This window comes from Ralstonia sp. Ralssp110, assembly GCF_047325135.1.
In the GTDB taxonomy this organism is placed as follows: Bacteria; Pseudomonadota; Gammaproteobacteria; order Burkholderiales; family Burkholderiaceae; genus Ralstonia; species Ralstonia mojiangensis.
This window is the reverse complement of the sequence record NZ_CP168609.1, coordinates 781,821-796,599: the sequence shown is the minus strand read 5'-3', so window position 1 is coordinate 796,599 and position 14,779 is coordinate 781,821. Positions and strand designations below refer to the sequence as shown.

14 protein-coding genes are annotated in these 14,779 nt (G+C 64.5%); 12 read left to right on the top strand and 2 right to left on the bottom strand.

All coding sequences use genetic code 11. From position 1 onward, the window contains the following. Positions 1-122 precede the first annotated feature (122 nt). From fliF to ACEN9T_RS04170, 6 genes are all read left to right on the top strand, one after another. The gene (gene fliF, locus ACEN9T_RS04195; RefSeq protein ID WP_413706521.1) at positions 123-1,958 is read left to right on the top strand and encodes a flagellar basal-body MS-ring/collar protein FliF; all 1,836 of its coding nucleotides are present in this window, start codon (positions 123-125) and stop codon (positions 1,956-1,958) included. Beyond that, complete coding sequence (fliG, locus tag ACEN9T_RS04190) at positions 1,955-2,947, top strand: flagellar motor switch protein FliG (RefSeq protein WP_024977623.1); 993 nt, start codon at positions 1,955-1,957, stop codon at positions 2,945-2,947. The genes fliF and fliG overlap by 4 nt, the downstream gene beginning before the upstream one ends. A gap of 35 nt (positions 2,948-2,982) precedes the next feature. After that, a complete protein-coding gene (gene fliH, locus ACEN9T_RS04185) occupies positions 2,983-3,720 on the top strand; it encodes a flagellar assembly protein FliH (protein WP_027679901.1) in 738 nt (245 codons plus the stop codon). Continuing rightward, entirely contained in the window at positions 3,710-5,146 is a 1,437-nt protein-coding gene (fliI, locus tag ACEN9T_RS04180) for a flagellar protein export ATPase FliI (protein WP_092971087.1), read from the top strand. The genes fliH and fliI overlap by 11 nt, the downstream gene beginning before the upstream one ends. 108 nt (positions 5,147-5,254) lie before the next feature. Next, positions 5,255-5,719, top strand: a complete 465-nt coding sequence (fliJ, locus tag ACEN9T_RS04175) for a flagellar export protein FliJ (RefSeq protein ID WP_004631467.1) — start codon at positions 5,255-5,257, stop codon at positions 5,717-5,719. Between the two features lie 38 nt (positions 5,720-5,757). Further along, positions 5,758-7,332: a flagellar hook-length control protein FliK gene (locus ACEN9T_RS04170; protein WP_413706520.1), complete on the top strand. Its 1,575-nt coding sequence runs from the start codon at positions 5,758-5,760 to the stop codon at positions 7,330-7,332. Between the two features lie 381 nt (positions 7,333-7,713). Here the strand turns inward: ACEN9T_RS04170 and ACEN9T_RS04165 are convergent, their stop codons facing one another. Further along, complete coding sequence (locus ACEN9T_RS04165; protein WP_413706519.1) at positions 7,714-8,691, bottom strand: DedA family protein/thiosulfate sulfurtransferase GlpE; 978 nt, start codon at positions 8,689-8,691, stop codon at positions 7,714-7,716. 168 nt (positions 8,692-8,859) lie between these two features. Between ACEN9T_RS04165 and ACEN9T_RS04160 the strand changes: the two genes are divergently transcribed. Continuing rightward, positions 8,860-9,414 (top strand): N-acetyltransferase family protein, encoded by a 555-nt coding sequence (locus ACEN9T_RS04160; protein ID WP_413706598.1) that lies wholly within the window; start codon positions 8,860-8,862, stop codon positions 9,412-9,414. Between the two features lie 111 nt (positions 9,415-9,525). On the opposite strand, the gene ACEN9T_RS04155 is transcribed toward ACEN9T_RS04160, so the two are convergent. Then, on the bottom strand, positions 9,526-9,693 hold the full coding sequence (locus ACEN9T_RS04155; protein WP_175537095.1) for a DUF6726 family protein: 168 nt from the start codon (positions 9,691-9,693) through the stop codon (positions 9,526-9,528). A gap of 420 nt (positions 9,694-10,113) precedes the next feature. Between ACEN9T_RS04155 and ACEN9T_RS04150 the strand changes: the two genes are divergently transcribed. From ACEN9T_RS04150 to ACEN9T_RS04130, 5 genes are all read left to right on the top strand, one after another. Continuing rightward, positions 10,114-10,539 carry a hypothetical protein gene (locus ACEN9T_RS04150; RefSeq protein WP_413706518.1) on the top strand — a complete coding sequence of 142 codons (426 nt, stop codon included), beginning with the start codon at positions 10,114-10,116 and terminating at the stop codon, positions 10,537-10,539. Between the two features lie 125 nt (positions 10,540-10,664). Beyond that, entirely contained in the window at positions 10,665-10,967 is a 303-nt protein-coding gene (locus ACEN9T_RS04145; RefSeq protein WP_413706597.1) for a hypothetical protein, read from the top strand. Positions 10,968-11,081: 114 nt separating this feature from the next. Beyond that, a complete protein-coding gene (locus ACEN9T_RS04140; RefSeq protein ID WP_392397887.1) occupies positions 11,082-11,726 on the top strand; it encodes a DUF1345 domain-containing protein in 645 nt (214 codons plus the stop codon). Continuing rightward, positions 11,723-12,760 (top strand): AI-2E family transporter, encoded by a 1,038-nt coding sequence (locus ACEN9T_RS04135; protein ID WP_413706517.1) that lies wholly within the window; start codon positions 11,723-11,725, stop codon positions 12,758-12,760. Before ACEN9T_RS04140 ends, ACEN9T_RS04135 begins: the two co-directional genes overlap by 4 nt. A 742-nt stretch (positions 12,761-13,502) precedes the next feature. Continuing rightward, a complete protein-coding gene (locus tag ACEN9T_RS04130) occupies positions 13,503-14,744 on the top strand; it encodes an MFS transporter (RefSeq protein ID WP_092971112.1) in 1,242 nt (413 codons plus the stop codon). Positions 14,745-14,779 lie beyond the last annotated feature (35 nt).

The following is a 14,779-nucleotide window of genomic DNA, read 5'->3' as shown; positions in this document are numbered from 1 at the left end:
ACGGGAAAAGGCCCTCTTCTTGCCGATTTGCTTGCGCACCCACTGCCGATAATGGCAACCACGGAGCCATGCCCAGACATTGGGTGAGCGCTCAAGCAACGTAGTCAGTCAGGAGATTTGGGATGCCAACGACAGCCGATTCGGTTGCTGTCGCCGACACGCTCGGTACGGTCGATATGCCGGCGGTGGGCCAGGGCGCGATTACGCGCCAGAAAGCGGGAGGTGCAGGTGCGCTGGGCGCCCTGGGCCCGCTCGGCCGTCTGTCGCCGCGACTGCTGCTGATGATCGGCGGTGCCGCGCTGGTGGCCGTCATTGCCGCCGCGATGCTGTGGAGCCGCGCTCCGGACTACCGCGTCCTGTACAGCAATGTGTCCGACAGCGACGGCGGGGCGATCATCGCTGCGCTGCAGCAAATGAATGTGCCGTATCGCTTTGCCGAAGGCGGCACCGCCATCATGGTGCCCGAGACGAGCGTGCATGAAGCCCGTCTGAAGCTCGCTTCGCAAGGTCTGCCCAAGGGCGGCCAGGCCGGTTTCGAGCTGATGGAGAACCAGAAATTCGGCACCAGCCAGTTTGCCGAGCAAGTCAATTACCAGCGCGCCCTGGAAGGCGAGCTGGCCCGCACCATCCAGGCCATGCAGGAGGTGCAGTCTGCCCGCGTGCATCTGGCGATGACCAAGCCGTCGGTGTTCGTGCGCGAGCAGGCTAAGCCCAGCGCGTCGGTGCTGCTCAAGCTGTATCCGGGCCGCATGCTCGACCGCTCGCAGGTGCAGGCCATTGGCCACCTGGTGTCGAGCAGCGTGCCGAACCTGCCGCTGGCCAACGTGACGGTGGTCGACCAATCGGGCCGCTTGCTGTCGTCGTCGTTCCAGGACAACGCCTCGGGCCTTGACCCGACGCAGTTGAGCTACGTGCGCGACGTCGAGCAGGGTTATATCAAGCGCATCGAAGCCATCCTCGGCCCCGTGGTGGGCGAAGACAACGTGCGTGCGCAGGTGACGGCCGACGTCGATCTGGACAACACCGAGCAGATGGCCGAGACGTATCGTCCGAACCAGGACCCGGCCAACGCAGCCGTGCGCAGCACCCACACCGCTGAAGCCACGCAGAACAAGGCCGACGCACAGGGCGGTGTGCCGGGCGCGCTGTCCAACCAACCGCCGACCGCGCCGCGCATGTTGCCGACCGCACCGGCTCCGGCCTCGGCGTCGCAACCGGCTGCAAACGGCCCGAATGGCCAACCGCAACAAGCGGCGGCTGCCAACACGAGCGGCAGCACAACCACCGGCAATTCGTCGAGCACCCGCGACACCACGACCAATTACGAAGTCGACAAGACCGTGCGCCGCACCCGCGCCGCAGTGGGCACCGTGCGCCGCCTGTCGGTGGCCGTGGTGGTCAACTACCGTGGCGACGGCAAGACCTGGAAGCCGTTGTCGGAAGCCGAAATGGCCAACCTCAACGCGCTGGTCAAGGATGCCGTGGGCTTTGACGCCAAGCGTGGCGACTCCGTGAACGTGGTCAACAGCCAGTTCTCGGGCTCGATGCCGATCGCCAAGGATGACCTGCCGCTGTGGAAGCAGCCGGAGATGATCCAGTACGCCATCCAGGCCGCCAAGTATCTGGCGCTGGCAATCGGCTTCCTGATCCTGGTGTTCGCGGTGATCCGTCCGGCGATCCGCTCGATGGGCAAGAAGGACGAGGCGGCCACGCCCACCTTTGTTGGCCGCGAAGGCGAAGATCCGAACGCCCCGATCATCACCGGTGCCGCGGCTTCGGCCGGGCCGGAGCTGGAAGGCCCGGCGGCTGCCGGCGCCGATTCCGAAGAGCTGCCGGACGCGCTGCCGCAACTCAAGAACAACGACTTCGAGAAGAAGCTCGAGACCATGCGCCGCGTGGCGCAGAGCAACCCGCGCGCAGTCGCGGCCGTCATCAAACAATGGGTGAGTAACGAATGAGCGCCGAAGGACTCCAACGCAGCGCCATCCTCATGATGTCGCTGGGCGAAAGCGAAGCCGCCGAAGTGCTCAAGCACCTGGGCCCGCGTGAAGTGCAGAAGCTGGGCGCGACCATGGCCGCGCTGAAGAACGTGTCGCGCGAGCGTGTGCTCGACGCCTTTGACGCGTTCTTCATCGAAGCCGAAGACCTGCCGCTGGATGTGGATTCGAACGAGTACATCCGCACCGTCTTCCGCAAGGCACTGGGCGACGACCGCGCCGCCAACATCATCGACCGCATTCTGTCGGGCGGCGACACCAGCGGCATTGAAGGCCTGAAGTGGATGGATGCCTCGTCGGTGGCGGAACTGATCCGTAACGAACACCCGCAGATCATCGCCACGATCCTGGTCCACCTGGATCGCGATCAGGCATCGGAAATCCTGACCTATTTCACCGAGCGCCTGCGCAACGACACCATCCTGCGTATCGCCACGCTCGACGGCATTCAGCCCAGCGCCCTGCGCGAGCTGAACGACGTGCTGACCAAGCTGCTGCAAGGCAACGACCATCGCAAGAAGAACGCGATGGGCGGCGTGCTCACGGCAGCGGAAATCCTCAACCTGGTGCCGAGCGCCGTAGAAAGCTCCGTCATCGAAGGCGTGCGCTCGCGCGATCCGGAACTGGCCGATGCCATCGTCGAGAAGATGTTCGTGTTCGACAACCTGATCGATCTGGACGGCCGTGCGCTGCAGACGCTGCTGCGCGAGATCAGCCAGGACGTTCTGGTGGTCGCCCTCAAGGGCGCCAAGCAGGAGTTCCGCGACAAGGTGTTCGCCAACATGTCGCAGCGTGCCGGCACGATGCTCAAGGAAGAGCTGGAAGTGCTGGGCCCGGTCAAGGTGTCGGAAGTCGAAGCGCAGCAGAAGGAAATCCTGGTGGTTGCGCGCCGCCTGGCCGACGAAGGCGAAATCACGATCGGCCGCAAGGCGGAGGACGCTTATGTCTGACCGTGCTGGCCGCTTTGCTGTGATGGGGCGCTGAGATGCCGCGTCCGCCGATCATCCCGCGCGACACGCTGGTCGAATACCAGGCGTGGGAGCCGACCGACTTCCGGCGGCAGGCCGCAGAGGCTGCTGCTGCAGCCGCGCCGCCGCCTCCGCCGCCCGAGCCTGAAGAGCCGCCGATTTCCGAAGAGGAATGGCAGGCTGCGCTTGACGCCGAGCTTGCCACCGCCCGCGACGAAGGTCGTCGCGATGGTTTCGCGCAAGGTTTTCAGGATGGCTTTGAACAAGGCCGCCGCCAGGGCGAGGAAGATTCCAAACACATCGCCGCGCTCATGCAATCCGTGCGCGAGGCGATCGACCAACTGAACGGCAGCGTTGCCGAAGAGCTGGTCGATCTGGCGCTGCAACTGGCGCAGCAGTTTCTGCACGGCGCGCTGCATGCGCAGCCCGAACGCATCCTGCCGATGGTTCGCGAAGTACTGGGCGATGCGCCGACCGCACCCGCGCCCGCCATGCTGCGCGTGCATGCCGATGACGCAGAACTGATTCGCCAGACGCTGGGCACCGAGCTGGCCGCCGCCGGCTGGACGCTCATCGTCGATGCCGCCATCGAGCGCGGCGGCTGCCGCGTGCAGACCCGCTTTGGCGAAACCGATGCCACGCTGCAAACCCGCTGGGCCGAATTGACCCGCGCGCTGGGCCGCGATACCGCATGGCTTGCCAGCGAACGCTCGGAAGCCGAACGCGTTGCAGGAGGGGCACTCCATGTCGCCTGAGACTGTGCAGCCCGCCGCCAACAATCCCAACCTGCGCGTGTGGCAAGCCCACCTGCAGCAGACCGCGCAGCGTGCGCGCCTGGCGCGCCCGGTGGTGACGTGCGGCAAGCTCACGCGTGTGGCCGGCCTGGTCATGGAAGCCGTTGGCCTGAAGCTGCCGGTGGGCAGTGCCTGCCGCGTGGAACTGCCGCACGGCAGGCACGTGCTGGCCGAAGTGGTGGGCTTTGCCGAAGAGCGCGCCTTCCTGATGCCGCAAACGGATCTGGTGGGCGTGGTGCCCGGCGCGCGCGTGTTCCCGCTGGAGCCGCAACGCCTGCCGGTGACGAGCGAAGACGGCGCCAACCCGACGATTTCACACAGCAAGTTCCTGCCTGTGGGTCCGCGCCTGCTGGGCCGTGTGGTGGACGCCAACGGCGAGCCGCTCGACGGCAAGGGGCCGCTGGGCGCGCATGAAGACCTGGCCTGGGGCACATTGAACCCGGCACCGCTGAACCCGCTCAAGCGCAAGCCGATCGAGCATGTGCTCGACGTGGGCGTGCGCGCCATCAACGGTCTGCTGACCGTCGGCCAGGGCCAGCGTCTGGGTCTGTTCGCCGGCTCCGGCGTGGGTAAGAGCGTGCTGCTGGGCATGATGGCCCGCTACACCGAAGCCGACGTGGTGGTGGTAGGGCTGATCGGCGAGCGCGGCCGCGAAGTAAAGGAATTCATTGACGAGATTCTTGGCGACGAAGGCATGGCACGCTCGGCCGTGGTGGCCGCACCGGCCGACACCTCGCCGCTGATGCGCTTGCAGGGCGCCGCTTACGCCCACACGATTGCCGAGTACTTCCGCGACCGCGGCTGCAACGTGCTGCTGATCGTTGATTCACTCACGCGCTATGCGATGGCGCAGCGCGAGATCGCCCTGGCTATCGGCGAGCCGCCGGCCACCAAGGGCTATCCGCCCTCGGCGTTTGCCAAGCTGCCCGCGCTGGTTGAGCGTGCCGGCAACGGCATGGTGGATGCCAATGGGCGCGGCGGCTCCATCACCGCGTTTTACACCGTGCTGGCCGAAGGCGATGACCAGCAGGATCCGATTGCCGATGCGGCGCGGGCCATTTTGGACGGCCACTTCGTGCTTTCGCGCAAGCTGGCCGAGCAGGGCCACTACCCCGCCATCGATATCGAACAGTCGATCAGCCGCGTGATGTCGGCCATCGTGCCGCGCGAGCAGCTCGACACGGCCCGCCGCTTCAAGCAGCTCTACGCCCGCTATCAGCGCAACCGCGACCTGATTGCCGTGGGCGCCTACGCGCGTGGCAGCGACCCGGTGACCGACCAGGCCATCGCGCGCTACCCCGACATGGAAGCGTTCCTGCAGCAGGGCATGTTCGAGAACGAAAGCCGCGAGCACACGCTGGAGAAGATGCAGGGAGTGCTGGCGTGATGTGCCCGCTTGACACTGTGAAGCCGCAAGCGTTGCGCAAGCCGGAGGCTAAAGCCGCCGGGTTTGCGTCCGATGGGTTGATGTAACGGGAAGCTGGAGGGTCTACCGATGACCACCATGAACAAGCCGTTCCGCCTCGAAACCGTGCTGGAACTGGCGCAGAAGGACACCGAGAAAGCCACGCAGGAAGTCGGCCGCCTGATGAACACGCGCGAGGCCGCCACGCAAAAGCTGGCCCTGCTGTCCGACTACCGCAACAACTACCACCAGCAGATGCTGAGCACCGCCGAAGGCGGTATGGACGTCACGCGCTTGCGCAACTACGCGGCCTTTATCGACCGCCTGGGCAATGCCGTGCACCAGCAGAAGGGCACCATCAACGCGCTCGAGCAGCAGCTTGCGATGAGCCGTGCCAACTGGCTCGAAAAGCAGCGCCGCGAGCAGTCGTTCGACATCCTGCGCCAGCGCCACATTGAAGAGCAGCGCCTGGACGAAGAACGCCGTGCCCAGCGCGACAACGACGAACACGCCGCCAAGGTGATCCGCATGCGTGCGGCACAGGGCGGCAATTGAAGACCAACGCGAACACGCAGTCGCAAGATGGAGTCAACGTGGGCTTGAGTGCCACCCCCAACGCCGCTGCCAAGGACCTGGGCGCCATGCTGGCGGCCGGCAATACTGCCGCCGCCGATAAGACACAGGCCTCTTCGTCGGGCACCGATACCTTCGGCAACCTGTTGTCGGACCGCCTGGCCCAAGACGCCGCGCGCCGACGCGCCGACGCACAATCCACCGCCGACGATGCCAGCCGCCGTGCCGATATCGCCCGCAAGGATGTCGCACGCACCGGCGCCGCACGCACCGATCAGGACGCCAAACCGGCCGATGCCAACGCGCCGGTGCAGGCTGTCACCACGCCGGCCAGCACCACCGCCGATACGGCCAACGCCAAGCCGGCGCAGCCTGCCAATGCAAAGGATCTCGATACCGCTGCGCAGCAGGCCGTGGTTGACCCCGCTGCACAACTGGCTGCCCAGATCGAGGCCGCACGACAGGCCGCACAGCAAGCCGCTGCCGCCCAACAGCCGATCGCCCAGCCCGCTGCCCAATCGAATCCCGCCGCCGATACCGACGCGACGACGCAGGCGGCTGGCAAATCGTCCGCAAATGACGCCGCCGCACTGGCCGCCGCAACTGCGGCTGCCAACAGTACGCAGGGCGCCGCAGACCCGGCTACGACGGCACAAGCGGGCCAAGCCGGATTGCCCGCCGCCAAGGACGCCAAAGCCAACGCCGCAAACACGCCGACGCCGCCCGCCACCGCGCTGCCCGACAGCGGCACGCTGACCCAGACCATGGCCCGCACGCGCGCCGTTGCCGACAACACGCCGGCTGCCGTGCGCCAACTCGGCAGCACGTCGTCTGCACAGGGCGCCAATGCCGACCGCGGCTTGCCGCGCCGCACCGACCTGAATGCGCACAGCACCGTCGCGCAACCGGCAACCGCCGCCGTGACCGATGCCGCCAGCCACGCCAGCAATGGCGGTAACACCGGCAATTCGGATAACGCCGGCACGCAGGCCAATGCGCAGGGCAGCGGAATGCAGTTCCAGGGCGTGCCGTCGCGCGCCAATGGCGACGCGGGCATGGCCGCACCGACTTTTGCGGTGGCTGGCGCCAACACAACCGCTGCAGCAGGAACGTCGATCACGCCGCAGCAAATCCATACGCTGCCCACGTTTGGCGATGCCGCGTGGCCGCAGAGCATGGCCAGCCAGCTCGCCTTCATGCAGGTGCATCGCCAATCGTCAGCCGAGCTGCAGTTGAACCCGGCCGAGCTGGGCGGCATGCACGTGAAGCTGGAAGTGGACAACGGCGCGGTCAACGCAAGCTTTGTCTGCCAGCACCAAGCCGTGGCCGAACTCGTCCAGGACGCCATGCCGCGCTTGCGCGACGCCATGCAGCAAGGCGGGATGCAGCTTGCGCAAACGTCGGTCAGCACGGGTGACTTCAGCCAGCAGCAGAGCGCATCGCAAGGCTCGTCGGCGCAAAGCCAGGGCGGCGGTTCCGGCAACGGGAATAGCGGCAGCCGTTATGGCGGCGGCTCGCAAGACCGCACCGATGCGCTGGCGGTGGCACCGCGCCGTGTGTCCACCCACGAAGGCGCCATCGACACGTTTGCTTGACCGCACGCTGGCCTCGCAGCGTCTAAAGTTCGGTGCAACTCTGCCGTTAATACGCAGGAGTGCCATGCATAAATGGCCAGCCGCAAGGCAACGAAAGAAGGACGGGAAATAACAACGTGAGCACGCCGCGCATACGTTTGATGCGGCAGCGTTGCGAATGAATAACAAGGGGGTCAAGTCCGACTGGCGAAGAAGGGATCAAACGGGGATCATTTCGCCACATCCGTCCTCGGGCGGATGCACACGGACCGATGCGGGGTGTCCGAGCCGGGGGGCTGGCGCACCGCATGTTTGCCGTACTTACGGGAGAGCGCACCGCGAGGTGCGCTTTTTGTTTTTGTGCGCTCGCTTTGTCGGTGCGGCGCACATGCGTCGCGAGCTTCAGGCGCCCGCCTCGGCCGTTGCGAGTGTGGCGGGGGTGACCGATACGACGTGTTCCACGCCGTAGCCGCGCTCCACCCATGCATCGATACCGCCATGTAGCGGACGCACGCGCTTGAAACCACGTCCCATCAGCGTGCGTGCCAGCATCACGGCAGACGCCTCGTTGGGGCAGGCGCAGTAGATGATGATCTCGCGGTCGGGGCCGTCGATCTCGATCGCGCGGTGGCTGGTGGACATGTCGTACAGCATCGCCCCCGGAATGCGTTGCGGCTGCAGCATGCGCGAGCTGTCGGCGCGCACGTCGATGATGACGGGGGCCGCGCCCGATTCGATCAGCGCGTGCAGCTCATCGGGCGAGATGCGCGCCATCTCCAGCATCTTGCGAAAGCGCCAGCGCTGCAGCCAGCGCGCCGCCACATACACGGCGGCCAGCAATGCGATCAGCAACACGGCGCGCGTGCCGAGCTGGTCGAGCTGGCGCAGCGCCTGGTCGATGCTGTCATGCGCCACGCGGCCCAGCAGCAGCCAGAGCGTTGCCCAAACTGCCGAGCCCACCAGGTTGTACAGCGCAAACGTGCTGAACGGTGTGCGCATCGTGCCCAGCAGCGCCGACGATACCGTCGACAAACCCGGAACGAACTTCGCAATCAGCAGCATCGGCGCGCCCCAGCGCTCGAACTGTGTGCGCGTGCGCCGCACGCAGGAATCGGGCGACAGCGACACGCGGCACAGCAATGCCATGACGTGCCGGCCATAGCGCTTGCCTGCGAAGTACCACAGGCCGTCGCCGAGCAGCGCGCCGGACACGGCGGCTGGCGCAAGCTCCATGAAGTAGAGCGGCCCGTGGAACGTGAGCGCGCCGGCCACCAGCAGTGTCGGCACGGCCGGCAGCGGTGCGCCGGCTTGCGTCAGCAGCACATTGAGGAACACGGCAAACGCGCCGTATTCGGCGATCAGGGGAAACAGGTCATGCATGGCAGGAAGGGCGCGGCGGGGGCGAAAGCGTCTGCCAAGTTACCGCATTCCGGCGCTGCCCGATAGCCATGTCACCGGAATGCGCTCGGCGATATGCGGTTCGTGTGGAATTGGCGTGACAATGAACGCTTCATACCGCTTCTGAATCCTGTCGCCATGTCTTCTGCAATGCCCATCGACGCTGCCGTTTCCGTGCACGAATCTGGTGCCATCGCTATTCGTCCGGCTACCGTGGCGGATTTGCCGACCATCGTCGGCATCTACGCACATCACGTGCAGACCGGCACCGCCAGCTTTGAGATCGACGCCCCCGATCTGGCCGAGATGACGCGCCGCTTTCACGCGCTACAAGACGCCGGCATGCCTTACGTAGTGGCTGAAGCGGGTGGTGCGCTGCTTGGCTACGCGTATGCGGGGCCGCATCGTGCGCGGCCAGCGTATCGGCATACGGTCGAAGACTCCATCTACCTTGACGGCGCTGCACAGGGGCGGGGCGTGGGGACGTTGCTGCTGGAGGCGCTCATCCGTGAATGCCAGGCGCGCGGTTTCAAGCAGATGGTGGCGGTGGTGGGCGGCGGCAGCGAGAACCCGGGGTCAGCCAAGCTGCACGCGCGCTGCGGGTTTCGCGAGGTGGGCGTGCTGGAGGCGGTGGGCTACAAGTTTGGACGCTGGCTGGATTGTTTGCTGATGCAGCGCGCCTTGAGAGGTGAGGGCGCTAGCTGAACCAATCAAAGAGGTTCAGCGAAAAACCAGAGTAATCGAGAAGGCCAGCGTTGACTTCTCCGGAACGCATCAAAGTTCTGAGCCCAATTCAGAGGCTATTGGTCATTGCGCTCAATCGATGATGTCGGCGCAGGCGTCAGTGGGCGCGGCCGCCACATGCCCAACCAGCGGCACCATCTTCAGGCCCGCAGATGCCACGCGGCACGGCGCGGCCACCACGCCGCAGCCGGAAAGAAGTGCAGCACCAAGCAGGGACACAGCGAGCAGAAGGTGTTTCATCGTGGATGGGTTTGAAAGCGAATGCCGGGCAGTGTGACACAGAGTCTTTCGCCAACCTGTGCGCGTTTGTGTCGGGAGATGACAATCTGTGTGGGTCTCAACACCATGACGCGATGCGTCAGAGCGCAACAATAAAGCTCGTTCGAAAGCCGCACAACGCTGACTTTGGGTGAAAAAGTCACATTCTGACTTTGCGCAAATTAACCCGCCAGCCTTTGCTGCAGGCCGCAAAACCAATGTTGATGCGGGTTTTCCCGCAATTCCACATATCGCAACAATAAATTGTCTGTCGCGACATTTATTGTCTGAACAGGCTCGCCTACGATGACTCCATCGAATGCGGCGCCGCAGCGAAAAAGAAGATCCGGGAAATGCCCGGATCACCTGCCCGACGCGCTGCGCCCATCTGGAGAAGACATCATGAAAGCCCAACGTACCCTGATTGCTGCCCTGATCGCCCTGGCAACTGTGCCGGCCCTGGCAGCAGCCAAGTTTGACGTGTACACGCAAGGTGCTGCGCAAGTCAGCCAACGTTTCGACGTGTACTCGGACGGCGCCAAGGTTGGCGACAAGTTTGATTCGTACACCCAAGGCGCCAAGGCTGGCGACAAGTTCGATCCGTACACCCAAGGCGCCAAGGCTGGCAGCAAGTTCGACCCGTACACCGAAGGCGCACTGGCCCGTGCCGGCAAGTTCGATACCTATACCGAAGGCGCCAAGGTTGGCAGCAAGTTCGATCCGTACACCGAAGGCGCGCTGGCCCGTGCCGGTAAGTTCGATACCTATACCGAAGGCGCCAAGGCTGGCAGCAAGTTTGATCCGTACACCGAAGGCGCACTGGCCTGAGCCTGGTTTCTCCCGAAAAGACGCCCGCGCACCGCGGGCGTTTTTGTTTGTGTCACCGGAGCGCGATGATTTCGAACCGAGTCGCCATTGCGGCGTCTCACTCTCATCGCAACCAGGAAGCCATGATGATCCGTTTCCGTCGTCCGACCCGCTCCCTTCTGTACCTGACGCTGGCCTCGGCCGCCATGCTGGCTGGCTGTGCGACCGTCACGCCGGGCCCATTCCAGATTACCGTGCGTGATGCCGATGACACGGTGCTCGAGCAATTCCAGTTCCAGGCCGGCTCGCAGGGGTCGCTGGAGACCGCCATGATCGGTATGTGCCGCGTGTATCCAGAGGCCACCGTCATCGCAGAGCAGCTCTCAACGCACGAGCGACTGCAAGAACGCTGTAAGCGTTCGTTTGCCTCAATGCTCTCGCCGTCCTGATGCTGCGCTGAAGCGGCTACCATGTCGCCTCATCGGCTGGCGGTGCCGGCCTTGTGTGAATATCCCGAGCACGCACCTGAGGCGCATGTGAACCCGCAAGACAAGTCCTCTGAGATTTCCCAGGTTTCCCGCTTTGCGGCGACACGGCCGCGCCTGCTGTCTGCGTTTGCGCTGGGCGCCGTTGCGGTCGCTGTTGTGCCAGCGCACGGGTGGCTTACGCGCCTGCTGCTCGGCTGGGATATCGCCGTGTGGGCGTACCTGATCCTGATCACAGTGATGATGCTGCGCGCAGACCCACGCCGTATCCGCGCCGTCGCCCGCCGTGAAGACGAGCGTACGTCGGCCGTGCTGGCGGTGGTCTGCCTCGGTGTCGTGGCCAGCATGGTGGCAATTGCGTTTGAGCTTGCGACAGCCAAGTCGGCGGGGCATGCGCAGACGTCGCACTACGTGTTCACCGGTATCACGGTGCTCGGCGCGTGGCTCATGGTGCCGATGATGTTTACGGTGCACTACGCGCATCTGTATTACCGTTCGCCCCACGAACCGCCGCTGCAGTTTCCCGACGAGCAGCTCGACCCCGATTACTGGGATTTCCTCTACTTCTCCTTTACGATCGCGGTCGCCAGCCAGACGGCCGATATCAGCATTCGTTCGCGTGCAATGCGGCGAGCGGTGCTAGGGCAATCGCTGCTGTCGTTCTTCTTCAATACGAGCATCCTCGCGCTCTCCATCAACATTGCTGCCGGCCTGTTTTCATGACGATGCTGCCTCCCGAGCTTTCTCCCAGCGCACCCACTCGCTCCATCAACGCTGTCAGCTACGTGCTGGTGGCGGCCATGATTGCGGCAGTGCTGTGGCTGCATCTGTTGCCGGCCGCGATTGCCGGCTTCCTCGTCTATGCGTTGGCGCGCAAGCTGGAGGCGCGCTTGCGTGAGCGCAGCAGGCTGTCCCAGCGCGCGAAGGCGATTGCGGTGATCTGCGTGTCCATGATCGCCGCGCTCATTCTTGCAGGGCTTGGCATCGGGATCGGCCGCCTAGTGGAGCACGGACATGGGCTCGAAGGCATGCTCACGCGCATTGCCGACGTGCTCGACAACGTGCGGGAATCGTTGCCGGCGGCGGTGGTCAATTACGTTCCGCAGTCGGTGACTGAGCTGCGCGTCCAGCTCGTGCAGATGATCAAGGAGCACGGCCATCAGGTGTCGACGCTCGGTATCGACGGGTTGCGTGCAAGCGCATTGATGCTGGTTGGGCTGATCCTGGGGGCGATGGTGGCCTGGTCGGATACGCTTGATCCCGAGGACCACAAGCCGCTGGCCGCAGCACTGGTGAATCGGCTGAGCCGGTTGACCGATGCATTCGAGGCGGTGGTGTTTGCGCAGGTCAAGATCTCGGCGCTCAACACGGCGCTCGCGGCCATCTACCTGCTGGGCGCGCTGCCGCTGTTCGGGCAGCACGTGCCGTATTCCAAATCGCTGATCCTGCTGACCTTTGTGGCCGGGCTGATTCCTGTGGCGGGCAACCTCATCTCCAACACGGCCATCGTGGTGATGAGCGTGACCGCCTCATTGGAACTTGCGGTGGCATCGCTCATCTTTCTGGTGGTGGTGCACAAGCTGGAGTACTTCGTGAACGCACGCATCATCGGCAGCCGCATCGATGCGCGGGCGTGGGAACTGATCCTCGCACTGATCGTGATGGAAGCGCTGTTTGGCGTGGGCGGCGTGATTGCTGCGCCGGTGCTTTATGCCTATATGAAGCGTGAGTTGACGGACGCCGGGCTGATCGGCTGAGCCATCTCTTGGGTTGAGGTGCGGGGTGACCCGCCAGCGCCCCCGCGCTGACGGCATCGGCAGAAAAGAGCGCGCCCTACGGGACGAGGGGCGCGCAATAACTCGCTGACCGAGAGACGTCAGCGAGCCGAGGGTCGGTACAGGGGGACGAAGCGAGCGGCGGGCGCGTGGCGTTGCCAGTGACATCCACGGCTTCGGACGTGACGAAGCAGCAGACGACCCGGTCGTCGAGCAGGGCCTGATAGAAAAGGGCTCCCATCGCGCGGCATAGCGTTCCCGTTAGCAGGATCATCATGGCTCCCCTCCCATGTCGGCCGATGTGCAGCATCCTCGATGCTGGTCATCGGTTCGGTTTGCGGATCGTTGTGCGTGTGAAGTTGGTCACGCAGCGGGTTCCGTCAGGCTGTCGGCACTGGCGCCTTGCGCTTGTTTCTGGCGTCGTGCTGCAGTCCATGCTGCCGAGTATAGAAAGCGTCTCCTGAGCGGCCATGCTCCGAACGGAGTAGCCCCGCGCGAGAAAATGGCTAACACGTTAGCTGCCTGCCAGGGCAAGCTGGGCAAGGGTTTGCGGGAAGATGGCCGGTATCTGGGTGGAAACGGCGCCGCGCGGGCTGACGCTTTTGCCCTAACAGTAAATTGTCCGGTTTGCGTTAATCGTTGTCGAATTTGCGGTAACACGCCTGCACCGTTTAGGCGCAAGATTGAGCGCTTCCTCGCCTCAACACCGTTACCTCAAACCATCATGCAAACCACCGCAAACGGCACGGCCGCTGCATCGGCCGCCCCCGCCGCGCAGGCCGACAAGACCGGCTTTGGCGTGATCGGCGCCATCAGCTTCGCGCACTTCCTCAACGACATGATGCAGTCGTTGATCCTGGCGATCTATCCGCTGCTCAAGGGCAACTTCCACCTCGATTTTTCACAGATTGGGCTGATCACGCTTACGTACCAGATCACGGCGTCGCTGCTGCAGCCGATGGTCGGGCTGTATACCGACAAGCATCCGAAGCCGTATTCGCTGTCGGTGGGCATGGGCTTCACGCTGGTGGGGCTGGTGCTGCTGTCGGTGGCGCCCAACTTTGGCACGGTGCTGCTGGCGGCGGCGCTGGTGGGCACGGGCTCGTCGATCTTCCATCCGGAATCGTCGCGCGTGGCGCGTATGGCCTCGGGTGGCCGTCATGGGCTGGCGCAGTCGTTGTTCCAGGTGGGCGGCAATGTGGGCAGCGCGATGGGTCCGTTGCTGGCTGCAATCATCATCATGCCGTATGGGCAGCACAGCCTTGCGTGGTTTTCGATCGCGGCGCTGATCGCTATCTTCGTGCTCTATCACGTGGGCGGCTGGTACAAGCGTGAACGCGCCGCGGGCCATGGCCGCAAGGCAGGTGGCCGGGCGCATGCCGCGGTTCAGCTGTCCGGCAAGCAGGTGGCGTTTGCGATGACGCTGCTGGTCGTGCTGCTGTTCTCCAAGTACTTCTACCTGGCGAGCCTGAACAGCTATTACACGTTTTTCCTGATCACCAAGTTCCAGCTGTCGGCGCAGACGTCGCAGCTGTTCCTGTTCCTCTTCCTGTTCTCGGTGGCGGTCGGCACGATCGTGGGCGGGCCGATTGGTGACCGCGTGGGCCGCAAGGTCGTGATCTGGGTGTCGATCCTGGGCGTAGCACCGTTCACGCTGTTGCTGCCGTACGCCAACCTGTTCTGGACCGCCGTGCTGACGGTGATCATCGGGCTGGTGCTGGCCTCGGCGTTCTCGGCCATCCTCGTGTATGCGCAGGAGCTGATTCCCGGCAAGGTGGGGATGGTGTCGGGCCTGTTCTTCGGATTTGCGTTCGGGCTGGGCGGCATTGGCGCCGCGGTGCTCGGCAAGCTGGCTGACGCAACCGACATCTACAACGTCTATCACCTCTGCTCGTTCCTGCCGCTCATCGGTTTGCTGACGGTGTTCCTGCCGGATATCGAACGCAAGCGCCAACAGGCGGCGTAACGCGACGCACCCTGTATACGGATGCAGCGCGGCGG

Bases quoted from the DNA above. Each gene is read 5' to 3' on its own strand.
- fliF (WP_413706521.1), top strand. From the start codon at position 123: ATGCCAACGACAGCCGATTCGGTTGCTGTCGCCGACACGCTCGGTACG.
- fliG (WP_024977623.1), top strand. From the start codon at position 1,955: ATGAGCGCCGAAGGACTCCAACGCAGCGCCATCCTCATGATGTCGCTG.
- fliH (WP_027679901.1), top strand. From the start codon at position 2,983: ATGCCGCGTCCGCCGATCATCCCGCGCGACACGCTGGTCGAATACCAG.
- fliI (WP_092971087.1), top strand. From the start codon at position 3,710: ATGTCGCCTGAGACTGTGCAGCCCGCCGCCAACAATCCCAACCTGCGC.
- fliJ (WP_004631467.1), top strand. From the start codon at position 5,255: ATGACCACCATGAACAAGCCGTTCCGCCTCGAAACCGTGCTGGAACTG.
- ACEN9T_RS04165 (WP_413706519.1), bottom strand. From the start codon at position 8,691: ATGCATGACCTGTTTCCCCTGATCGCCGAATACGGCGCGTTTGCCGTG.
- ACEN9T_RS04160 (WP_413706598.1), top strand. From the start codon at position 8,860: ATGCCCATCGACGCTGCCGTTTCCGTGCACGAATCTGGTGCCATCGCT.
- ACEN9T_RS04155 (WP_175537095.1), bottom strand. From the start codon at position 9,693: ATGAAACACCTTCTGCTCGCTGTGTCCCTGCTTGGTGCTGCACTTCTT.
- ACEN9T_RS04150 (WP_413706518.1), top strand. From the start codon at position 10,114: ATGAAAGCCCAACGTACCCTGATTGCTGCCCTGATCGCCCTGGCAACT.
- ACEN9T_RS04145 (WP_413706597.1), top strand. From the start codon at position 10,665: ATGATCCGTTTCCGTCGTCCGACCCGCTCCCTTCTGTACCTGACGCTG.
- ACEN9T_RS04135 (WP_413706517.1), top strand. From the start codon at position 11,723: ATGACGATGCTGCCTCCCGAGCTTTCTCCCAGCGCACCCACTCGCTCC.
- ACEN9T_RS04130 (WP_092971112.1), top strand. From the start codon at position 13,503: ATGCAAACCACCGCAAACGGCACGGCCGCTGCATCGGCCGCCCCCGCC.